The following is a 19,104-nucleotide window of genomic DNA, read 5'->3' as shown; positions in this document are numbered from 1 at the left end:
GAGTAAAATTCCTAATCCCCCTGCCCCGAATCTCTGGGCACTGAGCGTACCCCTGCGGGGAAGCAAGCTACGCGTAGCGTCTCGCAGAGAAGTCGAAGTGCAATCCCCAGCCCCCTACTTAACTGGTGGGCACAACTGTTGTACTTTGTCAGGAAGTTGCCCACACATCTGCTGGAATCCTTGTGGATAAAGTCGCCACCAAGCGAATAATCCTAAACCTGCACCACCCAAAAGCAAGATCAATAATCCCCCAATTAGGGATAATCGCTTACCGCGACTGGATTTTTTGACTCCGCTGGTGGCTGTTTCTGCTGTGATATCCAAATCCAGTAGGACTTGTGAACTATCTGCCAAAGAAAATTCTTCTGGTTCTGACTCGAGAATCTCCACTGGTAATTGCAAGTGAGTCATTGATACTAAATATTCTCTAGAAACGCTGCAATGAGTCATCACTAGCGATGTATTATCGTGCCCGTTTTTTTGATTCGCCAGGTTAATCCAGTTACGCACAGCATCCTCTAGAGCCAGTTTACCTGTTAACACTGGTACTGCGTAATCTTGCCAGGATTGCTCTACCCAGTTATTGTCACTTAAACCATCAGAACACAGTAGCAATATGCCATCTTCTTCTACAATAAATCGCTTAATTGAAAGCCGCAGGGCTTCAGCATCTTTTGTCCCTAATGCTTGAGTTAGGGCTGTTGCATCTGGTCTTTTGAGTGCTTGACGATACAAACTCCGAGCAAAGCGGACTTCGCGCATCGCTACATCATCATCGACTGTAAGTCTTTGGCAATAGTGGCGCGTAATCCAATAAGCACGACTGTCACCAACATTGGCTATATAGAGTTCATGAGCATTTTCTAACTGTTTTTCAGAGTTGCTTTCCACCCGTTGCGGTACTTGCAATGCCATAACGAGGGTTGTCGCCATGCGTTCTCTACCTTGGCGTTTCTGTTCATCATTACGAGCAGAAATTACATTATTCACTACTCGCAAGCTAGCCTCTAGCTGTTCTTCCAACAAGTTTGGTGGTACTAGTTCAGTTTGTTCGGCTACTTCTGCTAATAAGGCACGGATTTGTAACTTTAAGGATTGTACAGCTAATTGACTAGCAACCTCGCCGCCTTGGTGTCCGCCAATTCCATCACAAACAATTGACAAACGGGGTATTAATGGGTCATCTAAATTACCGGATGAGCCAGTAGGATAGCATGTATCTTCGTTTTGTGTCAGTTCTGGGCCTGTATCTGTAGCTCCTGCTACCTCCAGGTTTAATGGCAATTCTGCAGCAGCAGATAACAATAGGGCATTAAGTTGATTACTAATTTCCTCAAAATCCACCTCTGCACTGCACATCTGCTCGACTATATTTTGTAACTCTGGAGCTACGGATATTTTGGCAGACACTACCCAAGACTGCCAAGACTGCCCCAAATCCTGCAAATTAGGCTGTAGGGTTTCTGGTGTGGGGTGAAGTTCCAACAAACGCACACACCAACCTTGGACTCGCAGATTGTCCAGGATGAGTAGACTGTTGGCGACTCCCAAGTCTGATAAGGGAGACCACAGTTGCAGAATTTGCCAGAGCCAGTAAACTTGACGTACTGCAGATGCTTGCATCCAGGCATCCGCAAGTATTGGGTAAATACGTCCAGTCTGATCTATGGGGACGTTTTCTAGCAATAAAATATCACTTGTGCTGCCCTCTAAGCGAGTTAAGCCATAGGGTTGAGGAATGTGTAACTGTTTTTGATATAGCTTGAGATACGGAATAACTTCATCTGGCAGTTCTTCAGGAACATCTGGCACTAATCCTGGTTGTGTATCTAGCCAGATTTTTTCCGTAATTACCTCATATCTATTGGCAATATTTGTTTCTGGTGGAATTTTAGCAGCTAAAGAGCCAGTAGCCCAAAGATAACGTTGGACTAAGGGGGTTTGACAATTTGCACAGACACGATTCCCCAACCGGTTAATTGGCTGAGTGCAGTCTGGATTTATGCAATAAATTTTTTGTTGAGTAGATATCATATTGGGGACTGGGGACTGGGGACTGGGGACTGGGGATGGGGCATTATTTCATACTTCATCCTTCCAGAGATTTGAAGGCTAGAATAAACTGGGTTGGTGTACCTCTGGCTACACCTTGTTACTGACGTTAATCAAAATTGATGCTAAAAATAGCATGTTTTGCTTTCTGTAAACAGTCAGCCCCTAAATGTATTTAATTTTGTAGAAATGTATTTGAGTGAATTTAATTTCTAGGATGGCGCTATGCCAAGTTATACCTTAATCTGGCTCCTGGCGGGATCGGCTCTGTGTTTAACGGAACTGTTTTTACCATCAGCTTTTGTGACTTTCTTGATGGGAATGAGCGCTTTTGTGGTGGCGCTACTGTCACGGGTAGGTTTAGTAAGTCTATGGCTACAGGTTGTGGTTTGGCTATTGCTTTCCACTTTGCTAGTCGCGGGTTCCCGGCGATTTGTACAGCGACGACGACGTAGCTCAAAAATTCAAGATGCAACGATCGCTGAAACTTTAACAGAGATTCTACCAGGAAGAACAGGGCGGGTACTCTATGAGGGTAATTCTTGGCAGGCAAGATGTGATGATGAGAATCTGAGTGTCGCACCTGATCAAAGAGTTTATGTAGTTCGCAGAGAAGGCACTACTCTAATTGTGATGCCGGAAAACCTTTTAAATTCGTAGGTTTTAACAGTGAACAGTCAACAGGCAACTGATACTTCTGGTGCGTCGGCTACGCCCTAAGCGGAGCTATGCCGCAGGCTTTACGACTACGCTACCTCGGCTCCGCTCGGCACAAGTCAGTACAAGTAACTGATAACTGATAACTGATAACTGATAACTGATTCAGGAGACTTGATATGGAACCACTACTGTTTTTAATATCTTTGGCTTTGGGCGGTTCGGCTTTGGCTACTTCGGTGCGAGTAATTAATCAAGGCGATGAGGCTTTGGTGGAAAGATTGGGTAGCTATAATAAGAAACTGGAACCAGGACTGAACTTTATTACTCCTGTCGTCGATAAGGTTGTTTATAAACAAACTATCCGGGAAAAAGTTTTAGATATTCCCCCACAACAATGTATTACTCGTGATAACGTTTCGATTACTGTGGATGCGGTGGTTTATTGGCGGATTGTTGATTTGGAGAAGGCTTATTATAAGGTGGAAAATCTCCAGTCGGCGATGGTGAATTTGGTGTTGACTCAAATTCGCTCGGAAATGGGACAGTTGGAGTTAGATCAGACGTTTACCGCTCGTTCTCAAATTAATGAACTGCTGTTGCGGGATTTGGATATTGCTACTGATCCTTGGGGTGTAAAAGTGACGCGGGTGGAACTGCGAGATTTGATTCCCTCAAAGGCGGTGCAGGAATCGATGGAGTTACAAATGTCCGCAGAACGACGCAAGCGGGCATCAATTTTGACTTCTGAAGGCGATCGCGAGTCGGCTGTGAATAGTGCTAGAGGTAAGGCTGATGCTCAAATTTTAGACGCAGAAGCCCGTCAAAAATCAATAGTTTTGCAGGCTGAGGCTGAACAAAAAGCAACCGTTCTCCGCGCCCAGGCTGAACGTCAGCAACAGGTTTTGAGGGCGCAAGCGATCGCCGAATCAGCAGAAATCATTGCTCAAAAAATTAAAACAAACGCCGACGCTCACAAAGCGATCGAAGTTCTGTTTGCTTTAGGTTACTTAGATATGGGTGCGGCAATTGGTAAGAGTGATAGCAGCAAGGTGATGTTTATGGACCCGCGCACTATTCCGGCTACTTTAGAAGGAATAAAATCCATTATCGGTGATACTCAGCAGCTACCAGGGTTGAATAATAATCGCGTTTAGTAACTAACTTACATGAAAGGCAATAAGCAATAGCTTTTTCCCTATTGCCTATTGCCTTCTTTTATGTAGTACAAATCGTCAGGAATAAAGGCTTTCAGACGCAATGAATCGCGTCTCTACATGAGGGTTTTGTGGCTCAACTGAACTGTATTGGAGTATACAAGTCTCTTCATTTTATACTTCATACTTCAGCCTTTTTGTACTATGCGCTTTGAGCGTTATCATCTGCTGTTACTTCTGTCACAGCTTTGAGACGAGTAGCTGTGCTTTTGCGGATGCGATCGCTTTTTCGCACACCACCCGCCATCTCATATTCGCTGCTGTCTTTGCCGTATTTCCACGCCACTCCTAGCAGGATTCTTTCAGAAAGAGCGCCCAAATTTTTTTCCATCTCTTCAATTTCGTTTCTCGTTGTATCAATCACCGCTAGCGTGGTGTTGTAATCGATGATTTTGTTGCGTAGCCTTTCAATTTGTTGTGTCAGGTTTTGGATATTGCAAGCATCCCCAAAATCGATGTTGGGATCAATCGCTTTCAGTCCGGCGGTTCTCAATACAGCTTTTTCTAGAACGCGGGATGTACGAAGTTTTTGACGTGGCATTTAAACACTCCTGTATAACATTCTTCTAGAGCTAGTTTGTCTCAATCAAGCTGTATTTTGGCTCAGGGAAATTAACAAAAGATTGTATTTTGATAATGATGTTTTTGGGCGATCGCTTTAAATTGTTGTAAATTTTTCGTATTTATACTGAGGAGGTGAGGGGCAGGAGGCAGGGAGCAGGGAGCAGTATATTGTTAATGAATGTAACAAAAATTATGCCGTTCTGTGAGACAGGCGCGACGTTCTGTGAGACAGGCGCGACGTTCTGTGAGACAGGCGTGAGGTTCTGTGAGACAGGCGTGAGGTTCTGTGAGACAGGCGCGACGTTCTGTGAGACAGGCGCGACGTTCTGTGAGACAGGCGCGACGTTCTGTGAGACAGGCGCGACGTTCTGTGAAACAGGCATAGTGATTTAATTACGGAACTTAGCTGAAAAGCGGTGTGTTAATTAAGTAAGTGGTTCTGCACTTTACACAAGATACAATAAGATTACTATTACAATCAAAACGTATTGTTTATGGACTGGTAACAATATATTCATTCTGATCCTAAAATGATGCTTTTTCACCCTGACGGACTGTTAACTTGTCGTAAAAATTATTGAAATTGGTATAACAGAGGAAGTAATCAAAAATATCGCTTTGCACAGCGTAGACAATTTTATATCTGCCACAGAAGTAGTTGACATATAACAAGTTGCAGTTTCACCAAGCAAAACTTAAATACTTATAATTATGGTTAAGATCAATACTGATATTATCTACAGATATAGGATTCCTATTTGATTTTTGAAATAATACGTAGGGTGGGCAATGCTCACCCTACAGATACTTATAATTATGAGTAATATCAATACCGATAGTATCTACAGATAGATTTATGCCCAGTAAAAACATTATTTTTGATTAGAACTATAATATCAGCATGAATATATAGGACTACTATTTGATTTTTGAAATATACGTAGGGTGGGCAATGCCCACCAAAACCCGGATATGGTGGGCATTGCCCACCCTACAGATACGGAGATTTTTTCAGAAATCAAATAAGATTGCTATAGTGATCCAATTTGATTTTTGCAAAATTCTAAGTATAGGAGTTGTTAGGTAGATTAGGCGATAAACGGATCATAAAATACCTACAATAACCAACTTTTAAGTCTATTGCCTACTATAGCTAGATTCTGAAGACGATTCGACATTTGAACTATAAGAGGTAATGCCCATGTGTGCCCGCGCACTGCTGTTAATAAATCGCCACGCTCGACAAGGACAAAAGCGTCTCTTGGAAGCGATGCATTATTTAGAGAAACTTGATTTGGATTTAATCGAGGAATCTGTCAACAATCCCGATCACCTTGCTGAAACTATCTTGAATTACCAACATCAAGTTGATTTGGTGATCATTGGTGGTGGAGATGGTACCCTCAATGCCGCAGTAGATGCTTTAGTAGATACCCAGCTGCCTTTAGGGATATTACCTTTAGGAACCGCCAACGATTTAGCAAGAACGTTAGGAATTCCCAACTCCCTACCCGAAGCCTGCAAAATTATTGCCCAAGGCGAACAGCGACGCATTGATTTAGGATGGGTGAACGGCAAGCACTTTTTCAACGTTGCCAGTATGGGACTGAGTGTGAAAATTACCCAGCGACTCACCAAAGAAGTCAAGCGTCGTTGGGGAATATTTGCGTATATCGCCACCGCATTGCAAGTGATTTTGGAAGCTAGACCTTTTGGTGTAGAAATTCGGTTCAATGGCGAATCGGTTCGCGCACATACGGTACAAATTGCCGTAGGCAATGGTCGGTATTATGGCGGTGGCATGGCAGTGGCTCCTGATGCCACAATAGATGACCAGAGGCTGGATCTCTACAGTTTGGAAATCGAGCATTGGTGGCAAATTATACCTTTGCTACCAGGGATGCAACATGGGCGACATATACATTCACAGAGAGTTCGCAACCTTCATGGGAAAGAATTTGAGGTGTATACCCGTAAACCTCGTCCTATCAATACTGATGGTGAAATCACAACCTATACCCCCGCCAAGTTCCGTGTTGTTCCTAAAGCTGTAGCTGTTTTAGTACCGCCATCTGCAAATTCCTAAACGAGGAATGTGATATTTACAACCAGCAATACATAAAAAATAGACAAAGGTAAGTTAAGCTATTTCTACGCCCATAGAAACTTGATTTTTTAGGGAATTTTTGGCAATCCTATTGTATGTATATTCATGCTGATCTACTTAAACCTAGCTGGGTATTGTGGGAAATCGCATTCACTCAAGACAAATGCATTTAAGATTTTCTCAAGATATTAAGTCATTATTGCAACGCCTAGCTGAACAGCCATTAACTCTAGGAGATATTCTGGCAGAAACCTCTGAACGGGGTTTTAGCTTGGTTATAGCATTATTAGTTTTACCATTTTTGTTTCCCATGCCACCTGGATTTACTGGGCCTTTTGGTGGTGCTTGTTTACTATTATCATTGCAGATGGTTTTGGGAAGGCGATCGCCTTGGCTACCAAAAAAAATTGCCAATTACAAATTTCCTCGTCGTTTTGCCAACATCCTTTTACAAAATCTCCGCCGAGTCACCAGAATTGTCGAAAAAATCGCCCGTCCCCGCTTGGCAAAAATCGCAGAAAATTCTTGGACTTGGCGATTAAATGGTCTTTGTATCTCTTGGTTAACACTATTACTGATTTCACCAATTCCGCTAACTAATCCCATCCCCACCGTAGGTATTTTACTATTAGCCGTAGCTACGATCGAATCTGATGGTTTATTGATGTGTATTAGTTACGTCATCACTGTATTGATTACATTCCTATTTGGGTTTATTGGTTATGCACTGTGGTTAGCTCCTAGTTTGTTACCATCTATATTTAAATAATAAAAGCCCTCAACCATAGGCTGAAGGCTGAAATTTAATTAAAGTGCATCTACCACTTATTTATCCCTATCAATTTTCATCCCATCCGGAAAATCAGTTATCAGTTATCAGTCAACCGTCATCAGACATTAAATTAACAACGCTGCAACTGCGTTAATAACACAACAATTTCATCAATTGCTTGTCGCACAACTGATGCAGGCTGTTCGTTTTGATTCACCATAATACTGAAAACTAAAGGCTCATAATTCAGTCCATTTACATATCCAGAGAGGGAAACAGCACCTGTTAAAGTGCCTGTTTTAGCTTGCACAATACCCTCAGCAGAAGTACCTTGAAAACGGTCTTTGAGGGTACCATTTTTACCAGCAACGGGTAAAGATGCACGATACACCGATGCAACTGGTGTTTTCGCTATGCCTCGCAAAGTTTGTACTAAAGCTTCTGGAGCTACCAAATTACGGCGTGATAATCCCGAACCATCTACCAAAACATAATTTGCCGGATCGACTCCCAATTTAGTTAAACTTGCTTTGAGAACTTCTAACCCAATATCATCTGTATTCTTGTTTTTTACTTTGGGTTGATTAACAGCTAATGCTCTCAATAAGGCCTCAGCATAAAGATTATTGCTATTGGCATTTGTCTCTGCTAATAATTTAGATAACAGAGGTGATTCTACAAATGCTATTTCCTGTTGATTATTATTACCAGTTCCGACAAAGGTTTGTCCTAAAATAATTTTTTCGGTTGCCAAAATGGTACGGAAGCGGCGCAAAAAGTAATAATTAGGATCAACTACAGGTAAAGTTACTAAATACGGTTCAGTATTCGCCGCTAAGTTTCCTTTAATTTGCAATACTGTTCCTGATAAGTCGCGGCTAACACCGATGTAGCTTGGTTGGTTTTTCTCAATTGTTATTGATTGATTAACTATCCGCCACTGTTTTGCTTCGTTGATATCAGTCCAGGAAATTTGTAGAGGTTTGCCGACAGCTTGCGGTGACAGCTTTAAACTAAAAGCATTTTCATTCAGAATAAAGCTGCTAATTGGTGCGCCATAGTCTGACTGTACATCTTCCCATTCCCAAGTAGGGTTAACAATCTCCCCTTGAATATAACTATCATCGGCAATTAGCTGTTTAATTTGGGTAATGCCTTTCTGTTGCAACTGCTTTGCTAATGTTCGCAACTGAGTATCACTTAAGCTAGGATCTCCCCTACCAACAACACGCAAAATACCTTGAGCATCTTGATAAATAGATGTGCGAATGCGAAAATTTGCCCCCAGATGTTGTAAGGCGGCGGCTGTTGTCAGCAGCTTGGCATTAGAAGCGGGAGTAAAGTATTTTTGAGCATCCCGACTATAAAGACTTTGCCTACTTGTGAGGGTTTCTACTAAAATTCCCCAACGCGCCCGACTGAGGAGGGGACGATTAATGACAGCATCTACAGATGCTCTAAGTTGAGTGGGGCAAATTGACTTTGTAGTTTTTGGTGCAACTGGTGTTGGTGTTTGTGCTGAAGATACTTGTTGGGTAACACCAATATGGATGCCGAGGAACAATAGCATCAAAGCAATACTAATTTTTTTGGTCATCAAATATTTCTGAAAACTACTTGATGATGATATAGCGCTTTTGACTGCGATTAAATATAAGAAAACCCCTGAGGGCGGGAAAACCCCGCCCCTACAAGTTTGCGATGGATTTTTGTAAAGGCTGGGGCGTGAAAACCCCGCTCCTACAAATGTATCTGTCGCATTCTTTTTGTAAATTGATATTACTCTTCGTCCTCGCCTTCGTCCTCATCCTCGTCTTCGTCTTCTCCAAAGACTTCGTCTATGAGTGTTTGTGCGCGCTTGTCGGAAATCTTTAAGGCTTCTTGAAGTTCAGAAATATAATCCTGTTCACTTTCAGGTACTTCACCGTCAATGCCTACGACCAAGATAGCAGTGACGTATGCAGCTTCTCGATATTCTTTATCTGGTAAGGATGCGATCGCTTGACTCAAAACCTCATCAGCATCCTCTTCCTCTAACAAGCTACAGACTTTATCTGTCAATTCTTGGTAGTCATCCTCGGAGAAATCTTCAAACTGGGAAATCCCTCCTAGCATCTCACTCAAAGCGTATTCTTCTGCTCTAGTGATCTCTCCGTCACCAGCTGCGGAAAAGATGCCAATGACTGCGATCGCTACTTCTGGCTCTAGTGCTACTGAATTTCTGCTGCTGCTGCTGCGAAACTGACGTTTAGGCATAATTATCCTTTAAAAGTTCGTAATGGTTGAGGAAGCAATTCTTTGTTGTTTATAGCGCCTGTTGATTGAGTGGCATACATTTTGGCAAAACAAACAGACTGCAGCCTTTTGTCTTAAACCAAAAATTTTGTATTTCATTCAAGAAAGAAATGCTATACACAGCTTCCTGAGATTTATGATTCCCAAAAGAATGTAGAAACACACAATTTGGGTTGAACTTCATTTCATCTACTGCTGACTCCTCAGTGGAAACCCATAAATCAAGTCCGCAGTGGGCTTTGTGGCAAGGAATTCTGTAAAGTAAAGATAAGTAAAGAAAGTGTATGAGACTAAATGACGACTCTAAGTTTAGAGGAAATCTCTGTTCAGCTAGAAAGTCCTAACTTACGCGATCGCATGGTAGCCTTGGCTAATCTGCGTGATGTTGCGCCTGAAGATGCAGTCCCTTTGATTAAAAAGGTTTTGGATGACGAATCTCTCCAGCTGCGATCAATGGCTATATTTGCTTTGGGAATTAAACCCACACCAGAATGTTATTCAATTTTGGTAAAAATTCTGGAAAATGACCCAGATTATGGTATACGTGCTGATGCTGCCGGTGCTTTGGGATATTTGGGTGATGCTAGAGCCTTTGAGGTGCTGTCACGAGCGTTTTATGAAGATACCGATTGGTTAGTCCGCTTTAGTGTGGCAGTAGCTTTGGGTAATATTAAAGACCCTCGGGCCCGTGCCATTCTGATTCAAGCACTGGATAGCAACGAACCCATACTACACCAAGCAGCGATCGCTGCCTTGGGAGAAATTCAAGATATTGAGTCTGTAGATAGTATCCTCCGCTTTGCCCAATCAGATGATTGGTTAGTACGGCAGCGTCTGGCAGAAGCATTAGGCAATCTCCCCACTCGCAAAAGTGTCTCGGCTTTAAAATATCTAGAAAAAGACAATCATCCTAATGTCGCCCAATCAGCGACGATTTCTCTGCAAAGGCTCCAAGAAATCGATAATCCAAATGAAGATTAACGCCTCTTCCTAGCTTTTAATAATAAGTAGGATCTTCAAAATTTTGATGCAGGATAATTTTATTCATGAATATTGAAGAATTTTTTCAATTGAGTGCTGGTAAATGGTTTTCTCATCGTACTAGTCACCATTTAGCTTTTAAGCAATCTGAAGATGGCAAATCAGAACTCATTATTGAGACACTGCCAGCAGACCATCCAGAAGTAATCAAACTTTGTCAACAGTATGAAGTTGTGCCTAGCAATACATGTTCTGGGGCCAGAGTTACCTGGAACGGCACAATGGAATGGGATGAAGAAAAACACAGTGGCTCTACTGTGTTAGTTTCCGTACCTGATGCAGATAATCCCGATGAAGGTAAGTTACTACGGGAAATGGGTTATGCCGAAAAAGCCCCAGTTGCCGGACGCTATAAAATTGATCAAGATGGCGCTTTGACCCTCACTACAGAGTATGAAACTATGTGGTCTGAGGAGCGTCTATGGTTTGCTAGTCCTAATTTGCGAATGCGGGTTAGTGTCCTCAAACGCTTCGGCGGCTTTAGCATGGCTTCCTTCACTTCTGAGATTCGCTTGGGTGGTAGTCCAGCAGATGCAAAACCGTCTGAGGCCACTAATTCCGTATCAAGTTAGTTTATTTATTAGTGAACAGTTAACTGTTAACTGTTCACTGTTAACTGATTTAAATCTGCAACCAGTTGGCGATCGCCTGCGGTAGTGGCAGTACAATTATCAGCAACAAAGCCATCATCAACAATCCTAGAACGTCACGTTTGTTATCCAATTCCGTGACATCATTCAGCGCCGGTTCATCAATCAACGGGATGAATAATAAGATCATTGCCCACAAGAAAAATTCTGCCTGGATTAGGGAAAGCAATAACAGCAACAAGCGCGCAATTTGCCCAATCACCATAGCAGTTCGTTGCCCAAACATTGCATGGACAATGTGACCCCCATCAAGTTGTCCTACTGGCATTAAATTTAATGCTGTCACAATTAGTCCCAGAAACCCTGCTACAGCGACAGGATGTAGGTCAATAGCAGATTTTGGCGTTAATGCGCCTCCTAGTGCTAGTTTTGAGAGCAGCGCTAATAAAATTGAATATTTTGGATTCAGCGCTTCGGGATTCAACAAGCCTGTTTTCTCGTTTAGGGGAACTATATCAGAATGAGCCAAGCCCCAAATTATTACAGGCAAGGTAGCGATAAAGCCTGCAATTGGACCCATGATACTCACATCAAATAAAGCTTTGCGATTGGGAATAGGACTACGCATTTGAATAAATGCACCAAAGGTTCCCAAGAAAAAAGGCATAGGGATAAAGTAAGGCAAGGTTGAGCGAATTTTGTAGAACCTAGCTGTTAAATAGTGACCTAGTTCATGAATACCCAAAATCGTCATTAGCCCTAATGCATAGGGCAATCCTGGCAGCAAGACAGCGGGATTAGATAAAATAGTTTGTGCTAAAGAGGGAAGTTTCCATATAGGCGGGAGAGTAGCAACAGCATTTTGCGCTCCCACCAAGGTAGTAGTGATCAAAGTAGCTACTAACAATAGCAGGGCTAATCCTGGACGAGTTAGCTGTTCTGGATTGCTTGTATTTGCTTGTTTAGCTGCTTGAGTATTGGGAACAAGCACAAAAAAAGGCTTATTATTGTTACCTTCTTGAAAGATTAGCAAGAAGCGATCGCCAAATTGGGCTTCGATATTTGCCTTAATTTGTTGGTACGCATTATTTGCCGTAGTCCTCAGCTGACCCCTACAAATCACAGCTTGGGGTCTATACTCAATGTTTTGGATGTAGTATACAGACCAAGGAAAACAATTTCGCAGTTGGGTTTCTTCCGTTGGCTCAATGGGATGCACTGGTACTGGTTCTGCGGTAGGATGGTTGGCTGATGGTGATTCTGGGGCTGGTAGTTCAGTCTGAAACTCCTTTGATGAGTAACGACCCAACCGAAACAACAACCAGAATAACGGGGGACAGATGACTATCAACCATAACATTAATAGTATCAATGGTCGTGACGGAGGTTGTTTCTCTCCATATATTGCTACCCACACCGTCCATACCAGTGCTGGTGTCATTAAAACCAGCCACAACAGCCAGACTGGTGTGCGGGTGTTATGAGCGACAATGCGCTGCACCATTAAATAAGTAACTAATCCCAGTACCAGGAGAAACCAAAATGTCATGTGCTTCAGTAATTTTGAAAAAACGCCCCGCCCATAGTGCCAACACCACAGCAGCTACTACAAGCTAGACCATAAACTCTAATTTTCCCTATGGTTAACAGTGATTGTTAAGTCTCAAGCCGAAAGTCCTGAGATGTTAAATTCTGTCACCATATTGTCTACAACTCCCCAATTTTGTTTTTTTGTTATGTGCCCCTTACCTGAAGTGCCAAGTCCTACAGCTAAACCACCACGGGCTGTACTCAACAATATTTTTGCCTTTCCACCAAATCGGGACACATTAGGAGGAACATCTTACTTTATTGTAGGAAACGAAGGCAATATCCTCATAGATTGCCCTGCTCTATACCAAACGAATCTGGATTTTTTGCGATCGCATGGTGGCGTGCGTTGGTTATTTCTTACTCATCGCGGTGCTATTGGCAAAACCCCAGAAATCCAACAAACCCTAAGCTGCGAGGTTCTGATTCAAGAGCAAGAAGCTTATTTATTACCCGGATTAAATGTAACTACTTTCGGTCAAGCGATCGCGCTTAACTCAACAGTACAACTGATTTGGACACCAGGTCATTCTCCCGGATCATCTTGTCTGTACCATAGTGACTTCGGGGGAGTGCTATTTTCTGGCCGCCACTTAATTCCTAATCAGCAAGGTGAACCGGTACCATTACGCACAGCCAAAACTTTTCACTGGTCACGACAAATTAAAAGTCTTCGATCCCTCTTAACTAATTTTACACCAGAAACGCTCCATTACATTTGTCCTGGTGCTAACACGGGTTTCCTCCGAGGCAAACGTTTGATAGATCAAGCCTACCAACGTCTCGCCTCCCTAGATTTACATACTTTGATACAGACGCAGTCTCTTTTGTGAGCAGGATTAGGATGAGGGAGATGAGGGAGAAATAATTAATAACTCTTAACCTTTGCCTATTGCCTAATCCCCAATCCCCAAATCACTCTGCTTCTGCCACTACTGATTTTTTTGTTAACAGTTCTATCGCCGCTTGATATTGTTGATCGGCTTCTGTGGCAATTTGTTCGCGAGTAATTGCCTCTTGGGTAATCACTTTGTCTGGTTTAATACCCAGTTTGTTAATGTCTCGATGCTTAGGGGTTTCGTACTTCGCAATTGTGACTGCTAAACCAGAACCATCAGATAATTCAAATAAAGATTGAATTAAGCCTTTACCAAAGGTAGTTTCACCTACTAACTGAGCGCGGCCGTTATCTTGCAGCGCCCCAGCGAGAATCTCACTAGCACTAGCAGTTCCTTTATTCACCAAAATCACTAGAGGATCTGTAGTCAATGGCGGGCCAGATGCTTCAAAACTGCCCTGAATGCCTTGCCGATTCACAGTGTAAACTACAGTACCAGAGTCTAACCACAAGCGAGCAGTTTCGATTCCGGCTTGCAATAGCCCACCAGGATTATTTCGCAAATCCAAAATATAAGCAGCAGCACCTTGTTTTTCTAGACTAGAAATGGCGTGTGCCAATTCCGTTGAGGCGTTGGCATTAAATTGATTGAGGCGGACATAGCCAATGGGCTGATTTTGTGGCGAACGACGCAATTCTGCTACTACAGGATTCAGCGCAATGCGATCGCGTGTCACCCTGATTTCTGTTTGAGCCTCGCCATCGCGCTCAATCAACAGTGTCACCAGACTGCCAATTGGCCCACGCATTCTGGTCGCTGCTTCATCTAGAGTCAGATTCTCTGTGGAAATCCCTTCAATTTTAATAATGCGATCGCGTGGTCTAATTCCGGCTTTCTCGGCTGGCGAACCCGCTATTGGTGAGATAACTTCCAACTTACCTGTCTCAGAATTGAGGGCAATTTGCAAACCCACCCCCATCAACTCTCCAGAGGTATTCACCTGTAAACTGCGGTACTGTTCCGGATCTAAAAAGCGCGTAAACGGGTCATCCAAGCTTTTGAGCATCTTCTGAATTGCTCCATAAGCTGCCTGATGATTGTTGAGTGGTGCTGAGAGCGCCTTTTGCCGAGCCATCGCCCAGTTTTGATGATTAAATGTCTCATCTAGATAAGTACGATTGACAATTCGCCATACTTCTGATATTAGCTTTTGTTCCTCTGACAACGCAGTTGCCGATGGGATGAGTATCCCCAACGCCAACCAAAATGCCATTAGCAGTGAAAAACCCAGACGAAAAACCTGTTTGTGCATGAAGAAGCCCATTGTGAATTCCACCTCAACCCAAATTGCCTAGAACTGCCCAGTTGCTTTGTTTTTGATGAAATCTATCTCTCGATTATGTTACTTTTTTTATAGAAGTGGTGCATTGCTCTATCAAGTTGTTAAGTCAGCTGATTCCATTGCATCCCACTCAACAAACGATAAGATCTACTTTGTGTCCACCTTTTTGAGTGTTGGGTTGCAAAGAGAACGCAATACATTAAATGTTTACAGAGTGTTAAGTTTATTAAACTTCTTCTCACTCTGAGAGCTAACAAGCAAAACAACAAACGCCTCTTTGCTAAAATCCCAAAATTGCAAATTGGGATATTGATTAACCGCAACCGATTTTTAGGAACTTGAGATTGTATGGCCAACGTTTACGACTGGTTTGAGGAACGCTTGGAGCTTCAGGCGCTTGCTGATGATGTTACTAGCAAGTACGTCCCTCCCCACGTCAACATCTTCTACTGCCTGGGTGGTATCACCCTAGTTTGCTTTCTCATCCAGTTTGCCACTGGATTTGCCATGACGTTCTACTACCGGCCAACAGTTGCCGAAGCTTACACTTCGGTGCAATACATCATGACTGATGTGAGCTTCGGCTGGCTAATTCGCTCCATCCACCGCTGGTCTGCCAGCATGATGGTGTTGATGATGATTTTGCACGTTTTCCGGGTTTACCTAACAGGTGGCTTTAAAAAGCCCCGCGAATTGACCTGGGTCAGCGGTGTGATTCTGGCTGTAATCACCGTTTCCTTTGGCGTGACTGGCTATTCTTTACCTTGGGACCAAGTTGGTTACTGGGCTGTGAAAATCGTCAGCGGTGTACCAGAAGCAATTCCTGTAGTTGGCGTTTTGATATCTGACCTGCTGCGCGGTGGTTCCAGTGTTGGTCAAGCAACCCTAACTCGCTACTACAGCGCCCACACATTTGTACTGCCTTGGTTGATTGCGGTTTTCATGCTATTTCACTTCTTGATGATTCGCAAACAAGGCATTTCGGGTCCTTTGTAATCTCACCTGAAGCCCGAAAAGGCAACAGCGGCATTCCCAAGATAGAGTTGTTTGTTTTAAACTTATGGAAATTGAGAAATCAATAATACATAAGCAACAAAACAACAAAAACTTCTATCTGAATCTAAAAGCTGTAGAGACCCTCCAAACAGCTAGCTGCCCGACAGATTTTTCAAGTGGGGCTAGCCATAGGACAGACTCCACTAATAGCTGATAGCTTTCACAAATGCCTTAACTCAACTTAAGCAGGAGCGCACCATTAAAAATGGCAACACTGAAAAAACCTGATCTTAGCGATCCTTCGTTAAGAGCCAAACTCGCCAAAGGCATGGGTCACAACTACTATGGCGAACCCGCATGGCCTAATGACCTACTCTACGTATTTCCCATCGTAATTATGGGTTCATTCGCTTGTATTGTGGCGCTAGCTGTGCTAGACCCCGCTTTAACAGGCGAACCAGCAAATCCTTTCGCCACACCACTGGAAATTCTGCCAGAGTGGTACTTGTATCCAGTGTTCCAGATTTTGCGATCGCTCCCAAACAAACTCCTAGGAGTATTAGCAATGGCTTCAGTACCATTGGGGCTGATCCTTGTACCTTTTCTGGAAAACGTCAATAAGTTCCAAAACCCCTTCCGTCGTCCAGTTGCCACTACAGTGTTCTTATTTGGCACTCTTGTGACTCTGTGGCTAGGTATTGGCGCTGCCCTACCATTAGATAAATCTCTGACCTTGGGACTGTTCTAAATTAGTCTCGATCAAGCACTTGACGCCTGTGAGTTTTAACGGCACGTGCTGAAGTTATGAGCAGTGTCAGGCGCTGCTCATATTTCTTATGCATGTGCTGTTGAAAAAAATCAACAGGCGTCAATTTTAGTAATATTAATGTTGTATCTGGGATATTTAGTTTTTGGATATAAAAACTATTCCAAACTCTAAAATCACTAAAAGGCAGCAAATACGCACATTTTTCATTTACCTATCACTTACTTATTATTGAAGTCAACCAAGGTCAATGCTTAGCATAGTGCAGCAAGACCATCTGACGGTGAAGAGCGAACTGAAGCTCCTAAACCAAGTTCAACAATGGTTTGAACAATTTTGTCTACAACATTTGTCTCAACTTGGCTGGTCAGAAACCCAACTTTATCGGCTCAACTTAGCATTGGCAGAGGGCTTTACTAATGCTGTTCGTCACGCTCACCATACTTTACCTCCAGAAACAAACATAGACATTGAGGTTTGTTTGTGGATTGACAGATTGGAAGTGAAAATTTGGGATTATGGGAAACCTTTTAATCCCGACGCGATCGCCGAACCAGAACCAGGTACTCTTCAAATAGGGGGGTATGGATGGTTTCTCCTCAGGCGCTTGGCTGACCATGTTGTCTACGAACGTGGTGCAGATGGTAGAAACTGTTTACTCATCGTCAAATATGCCTCAGAAGGGTGACATTCAGCAGAAGCATTTCCTCTAGGAGAGTCTCACAGCAGAATTCAGAAGTAAAACAGGCTTTGAGATCATGGCTCTCTACTTCAGCAACTTGAAATCCGCTATCTGTTTTAAAACAATAAAATTATTTAATCTATATTTTAAGAATCTCATCAGATTTTTGTATAAAAAAGTCTACTTGATCGAGTAGAAACAGCATTCGAGTTCCAGTTAGTCATTTGTTAAAATCTGACAGCAATGTTGCAAGGTTTTAAGTTTTCTACTGCGTCCATAAAAAGACGTGCTTTTTATTTTATGTAATCAAAATTATTACTCATTCAGGATCTGATTACTCCAGGCAAATTTTTTGCTTTTTAACTTGGCAAATGTAAACAGACAAAAATGCTAACTAATAAAGTCACAGAAAATCTAAATTCAGATAATAAATTTTATAAAAAAACCAGCCATGTCTTTGTGTTTTTAGAAGTTTTTGTACACGAAGGTGGTATTCAATCCTATGTAAAGGATATTTTTCGGGCATATGGGGGATTGAATACAGACTATCAAGCAAAAGTTTTTGTATTAAGAGATAGTCCAGATAACGCAAACCCTTTAAAGTCTGAAAATCTCAAATTTTATAGCTTTAAAACTCAATCTCCTCAGATGGGGAGAATCAAAATGGTAGCGGCGTTGCTCAAGTGTCTGTTGCAAGAACGCCCTCAACACGTTTTTTGCGGTCATATTAAACTAGCAGTATTGATCCAAAGCCTTTGTCAACCATTAGGAATTCCTTATACAGTTCTGACTTACGGTAAAGAAGTTTGGGAACCGCTTAAGAGTAAAGAACGTAACGCGCTCATCTGGGCATCCAAGATTTGGACAATTAGTCGCTATAGTCGCGATCGCGCTTGTGCTGCCAATGGTCTAGACCCTAACATGGTCAAAATGCTTCCCTGTACCATCGATGGAGATAAATTCACTCCTGGGACTAAGCAACAAGAATTAGTCGAAAAGTATAATTTAACCGATGCCAAGGTATTGATGACTGTAGCGCGGCTATGGTCAGGTGATATTTATAAAGGTGTAGATGTCACCATTCGCGCATTACCACAAATAGCTCAAGTATTTCCTGAAGTAAAATATTTGGTGATTGGTCGCGGTGATGATCAACCACGATTAGCCCAGCTAGCAAAAGATTTAGATATCAGCGATCGCGTTGTTTTTGCCGGTTTCGTGCCTACAGAACAACTAATAGCACATTACCGCCTCGCTGATGCCTACATTATGCCTTCCCAAGAAGGCTTTGGCATCGTCTATCTAGAAGCAATGGCTTGTGGAGTTCCTGTACTATCTGGTGATGATGATGGATCAGCTGACCCCCTGCAAGATGGTAAACTGGGGTGGCGAGTACCACATCGCGATCCAAATGCTGTGGCAGCTGCTTGTATAGAAATTCTCACAGGCAATGACCAGCGTTGTGATGGTCAATGGCTGCGAGAACAAGCGATCGCACTTTTTGGTATAGATGCCTTTCAACAACAGCTGCAAGACCTGCTTTAGTCACTAATCATTAGTTATGTGTCTAGAGCAATATACATTGGCTTGTGAC

At 42.7% G+C, this 19,104-nt stretch carries 17 protein-coding genes; 11 read left to right on the top strand and 6 right to left on the bottom strand.

Annotation, left to right across the window (positions count from 1 at the left end):
- Positions 1–114: 114 nt before the first annotated feature.
- Positions 115–2,034, bottom strand: a complete 1,920-nt coding sequence (locus tag CAL7507_RS17475) for a protein phosphatase 2C domain-containing protein (protein ID WP_015129813.1) — start codon at positions 2,032–2,034, stop codon at positions 115–117.
- 243 nt (positions 2,035–2,277) lie between these two features.
- On the opposite strand from CAL7507_RS17475, the gene CAL7507_RS17470 reads away from it, so the two are divergent.
- The gene (locus CAL7507_RS17470; protein ID WP_015129812.1) at positions 2,278–2,712 is read left to right on the top strand and encodes an NfeD family protein; all 435 of its coding nucleotides are present in this window, start codon (positions 2,278–2,280) and stop codon (positions 2,710–2,712) included.
- 176 nt (positions 2,713–2,888) lie between these two features.
- Complete coding sequence (locus tag CAL7507_RS17465; protein ID WP_015129811.1) at positions 2,889–3,866, top strand: SPFH domain-containing protein; 978 nt, start codon at positions 2,889–2,891, stop codon at positions 3,864–3,866.
- A gap of 202 nt (positions 3,867–4,068) precedes the next feature.
- On the opposite strand, the gene CAL7507_RS17460 is transcribed toward CAL7507_RS17465, so the two are convergent.
- Positions 4,069–4,467 (bottom strand): hypothetical protein, encoded by a 399-nt coding sequence (locus CAL7507_RS17460; RefSeq protein WP_015129810.1) that lies wholly within the window; start codon positions 4,465–4,467, stop codon positions 4,069–4,071.
- Positions 4,468–5,691: 1,224 nt separating this feature from the next.
- On the opposite strand from CAL7507_RS17460, the gene CAL7507_RS17455 reads away from it, so the two are divergent.
- Both CAL7507_RS17455 and CAL7507_RS17450 read left to right on the top strand, forming a co-directional pair.
- Positions 5,692–6,576 carry a lipid kinase gene (locus tag CAL7507_RS17455; protein WP_015129809.1) on the top strand — a complete coding sequence of 295 codons (885 nt, stop codon included), beginning with the start codon at positions 5,692–5,694 and terminating at the stop codon, positions 6,574–6,576.
- 184 nt (positions 6,577–6,760) lie between these two features.
- Positions 6,761–7,366, top strand: coding sequence for an exopolysaccharide biosynthesis protein (locus CAL7507_RS17450; protein ID WP_015129808.1), 606 nt, complete (start codon positions 6,761–6,763; stop codon positions 7,364–7,366).
- A gap of 133 nt (positions 7,367–7,499) precedes the next feature.
- On the opposite strand, the gene dacB is transcribed toward CAL7507_RS17450, so the two are convergent.
- On the bottom strand, positions 7,500–8,966 hold the full coding sequence (gene dacB, locus CAL7507_RS17445; RefSeq protein ID WP_015129807.1) for a D-alanyl-D-alanine carboxypeptidase/D-alanyl-D-alanine-endopeptidase: 1,467 nt from the start codon (positions 8,964–8,966) through the stop codon (positions 7,500–7,502).
- 182 nt (positions 8,967–9,148) lie between these two features.
- Complete coding sequence (locus CAL7507_RS17440) at positions 9,149–9,625, bottom strand: tellurite resistance TerB family protein (protein ID WP_015129806.1); 477 nt, start codon at positions 9,623–9,625, stop codon at positions 9,149–9,151.
- A gap of 333 nt (positions 9,626–9,958) precedes the next feature.
- Here CAL7507_RS17440 and CAL7507_RS17435 point away from each other — a divergent pair, with 333 nt between their 5' ends.
- Together CAL7507_RS17435 and CAL7507_RS17430 are read left to right on the top strand one after the other, a co-directional pair.
- The gene (locus CAL7507_RS17435) at positions 9,959–10,645 is read left to right on the top strand and encodes a HEAT repeat domain-containing protein (RefSeq protein ID WP_015129805.1); all 687 of its coding nucleotides are present in this window, start codon (positions 9,959–9,961) and stop codon (positions 10,643–10,645) included.
- Positions 10,646–10,710: 65 nt separating this feature from the next.
- Positions 10,711–11,277: a phycobiliprotein lyase gene (locus tag CAL7507_RS17430; protein WP_015129804.1), complete on the top strand. Its 567-nt coding sequence runs from the start codon at positions 10,711–10,713 to the stop codon at positions 11,275–11,277.
- A gap of 49 nt (positions 11,278–11,326) precedes the next feature.
- Here the strand turns inward: CAL7507_RS17430 and CAL7507_RS17425 are convergent, their stop codons facing one another.
- Complete coding sequence (locus CAL7507_RS17425; RefSeq protein ID WP_015129803.1) at positions 11,327–12,844, bottom strand: site-2 protease family protein; 1,518 nt, start codon at positions 12,842–12,844, stop codon at positions 11,327–11,329.
- A gap of 187 nt (positions 12,845–13,031) precedes the next feature.
- Between CAL7507_RS17425 and CAL7507_RS17420 the strand changes: the two genes are divergently transcribed.
- The gene (locus tag CAL7507_RS17420; protein ID WP_042342243.1) at positions 13,032–13,718 is read left to right on the top strand and encodes an MBL fold metallo-hydrolase; all 687 of its coding nucleotides are present in this window, start codon (positions 13,032–13,034) and stop codon (positions 13,716–13,718) included.
- Positions 13,719–13,800: 82 nt separating this feature from the next.
- On the opposite strand, the gene ctpA is transcribed toward CAL7507_RS17420, so the two are convergent.
- A complete protein-coding gene (gene ctpA, locus CAL7507_RS17415) occupies positions 13,801–15,048 on the bottom strand; it encodes a carboxyl-terminal processing protease CtpA (protein WP_015129801.1) in 1,248 nt (415 codons plus the stop codon).
- Between the two features lie 366 nt (positions 15,049–15,414).
- Here ctpA and petB point away from each other — a divergent pair, with 366 nt between their 5' ends.
- The 4 genes from petB (at position 15,415) to CAL7507_RS17395 (ending at position 19,055) form a co-directional block, all read left to right on the top strand.
- Complete coding sequence (gene petB, locus CAL7507_RS17410; RefSeq protein ID WP_015129800.1) at positions 15,415–16,062, top strand: cytochrome b6; 648 nt, start codon at positions 15,415–15,417, stop codon at positions 16,060–16,062.
- A gap of 265 nt (positions 16,063–16,327) precedes the next feature.
- Positions 16,328–16,810, top strand: coding sequence for a cytochrome b6-f complex subunit IV (petD, locus tag CAL7507_RS17405; protein ID WP_015129799.1), 483 nt, complete (start codon positions 16,328–16,330; stop codon positions 16,808–16,810).
- Positions 16,811–17,078: 268 nt separating this feature from the next.
- Positions 17,079–17,516 carry an anti-sigma regulatory factor gene (locus CAL7507_RS17400; RefSeq protein ID WP_015129798.1) on the top strand — a complete coding sequence of 146 codons (438 nt, stop codon included), beginning with the start codon at positions 17,079–17,081 and terminating at the stop codon, positions 17,514–17,516.
- Positions 17,517–17,897: 381 nt separating this feature from the next.
- On the top strand, positions 17,898–19,055 hold the full coding sequence (locus CAL7507_RS17395; RefSeq protein ID WP_015129797.1) for a glycosyltransferase family 4 protein: 1,158 nt from the start codon (positions 17,898–17,900) through the stop codon (positions 19,053–19,055).
- The last annotated feature ends 49 nt before the right edge of the window (positions 19,056–19,104 follow it).

This window comes from Calothrix sp. PCC 7507, from assembly GCF_000316575.1.
Classification (GTDB): domain Bacteria; phylum Cyanobacteriota; class Cyanobacteriia; order Cyanobacteriales; family Nostocaceae; genus Fortiea.
The sequence above is the reverse complement of the archived record's forward strand: the minus strand, read 5'-3'. Positions and strand labels throughout refer to the sequence as shown.

Excerpts from the sequence above, each read along its gene's own strand:
- dacB (WP_015129807.1), bottom strand. The coding sequence starts at position 8,966 with ATGACCAAAAAAATTAGTATTGCTTTGATGCTATTGTTCCTCGGCATC.
- petD (WP_015129799.1), top strand. The coding sequence starts at position 16,328 with ATGGCAACACTGAAAAAACCTGATCTTAGCGATCCTTCGTTAAGAGCC.
- CAL7507_RS17400 (WP_015129798.1), top strand. The coding sequence starts at position 17,079 with ATGCTTAGCATAGTGCAGCAAGACCATCTGACGGTGAAGAGCGAACTG.
- CAL7507_RS17475 (WP_015129813.1), bottom strand. The coding sequence starts at position 2,034 with ATGATATCTACTCAACAAAAAATTTATTGCATAAATCCAGACTGCACT.
- CAL7507_RS17395 (WP_015129797.1), top strand. The coding sequence starts at position 17,898 with ATGCTAACTAATAAAGTCACAGAAAATCTAAATTCAGATAATAAATTT.
- CAL7507_RS17465 (WP_015129811.1), top strand. The coding sequence starts at position 2,889 with ATGGAACCACTACTGTTTTTAATATCTTTGGCTTTGGGCGGTTCGGCT.
- CAL7507_RS17425 (WP_015129803.1), bottom strand. The coding sequence starts at position 12,844 with ATGACATTTTGGTTTCTCCTGGTACTGGGATTAGTTACTTATTTAATG.
- CAL7507_RS17450 (WP_015129808.1), top strand. The coding sequence starts at position 6,761 with ATGCATTTAAGATTTTCTCAAGATATTAAGTCATTATTGCAACGCCTA.
- CAL7507_RS17455 (WP_015129809.1), top strand. The coding sequence starts at position 5,692 with ATGTGTGCCCGCGCACTGCTGTTAATAAATCGCCACGCTCGACAAGGA.
- CAL7507_RS17440 (WP_015129806.1), bottom strand. The coding sequence starts at position 9,625 with ATGCCTAAACGTCAGTTTCGCAGCAGCAGCAGCAGAAATTCAGTAGCA.
- CAL7507_RS17435 (WP_015129805.1), top strand. The coding sequence starts at position 9,959 with ATGACGACTCTAAGTTTAGAGGAAATCTCTGTTCAGCTAGAAAGTCCT.
- CAL7507_RS17430 (WP_015129804.1), top strand. The coding sequence starts at position 10,711 with ATGAATATTGAAGAATTTTTTCAATTGAGTGCTGGTAAATGGTTTTCT.
- CAL7507_RS17460 (WP_015129810.1), bottom strand. The coding sequence starts at position 4,467 with ATGCCACGTCAAAAACTTCGTACATCCCGCGTTCTAGAAAAAGCTGTA.
- ctpA (WP_015129801.1), bottom strand. The coding sequence starts at position 15,048 with ATGGGCTTCTTCATGCACAAACAGGTTTTTCGTCTGGGTTTTTCACTG.
- CAL7507_RS17470 (WP_015129812.1), top strand. The coding sequence starts at position 2,278 with ATGCCAAGTTATACCTTAATCTGGCTCCTGGCGGGATCGGCTCTGTGT.
- CAL7507_RS17420 (WP_042342243.1), top strand. The coding sequence starts at position 13,032 with ATGTGCCCCTTACCTGAAGTGCCAAGTCCTACAGCTAAACCACCACGG.
- petB (WP_015129800.1), top strand. The coding sequence starts at position 15,415 with ATGGCCAACGTTTACGACTGGTTTGAGGAACGCTTGGAGCTTCAGGCG.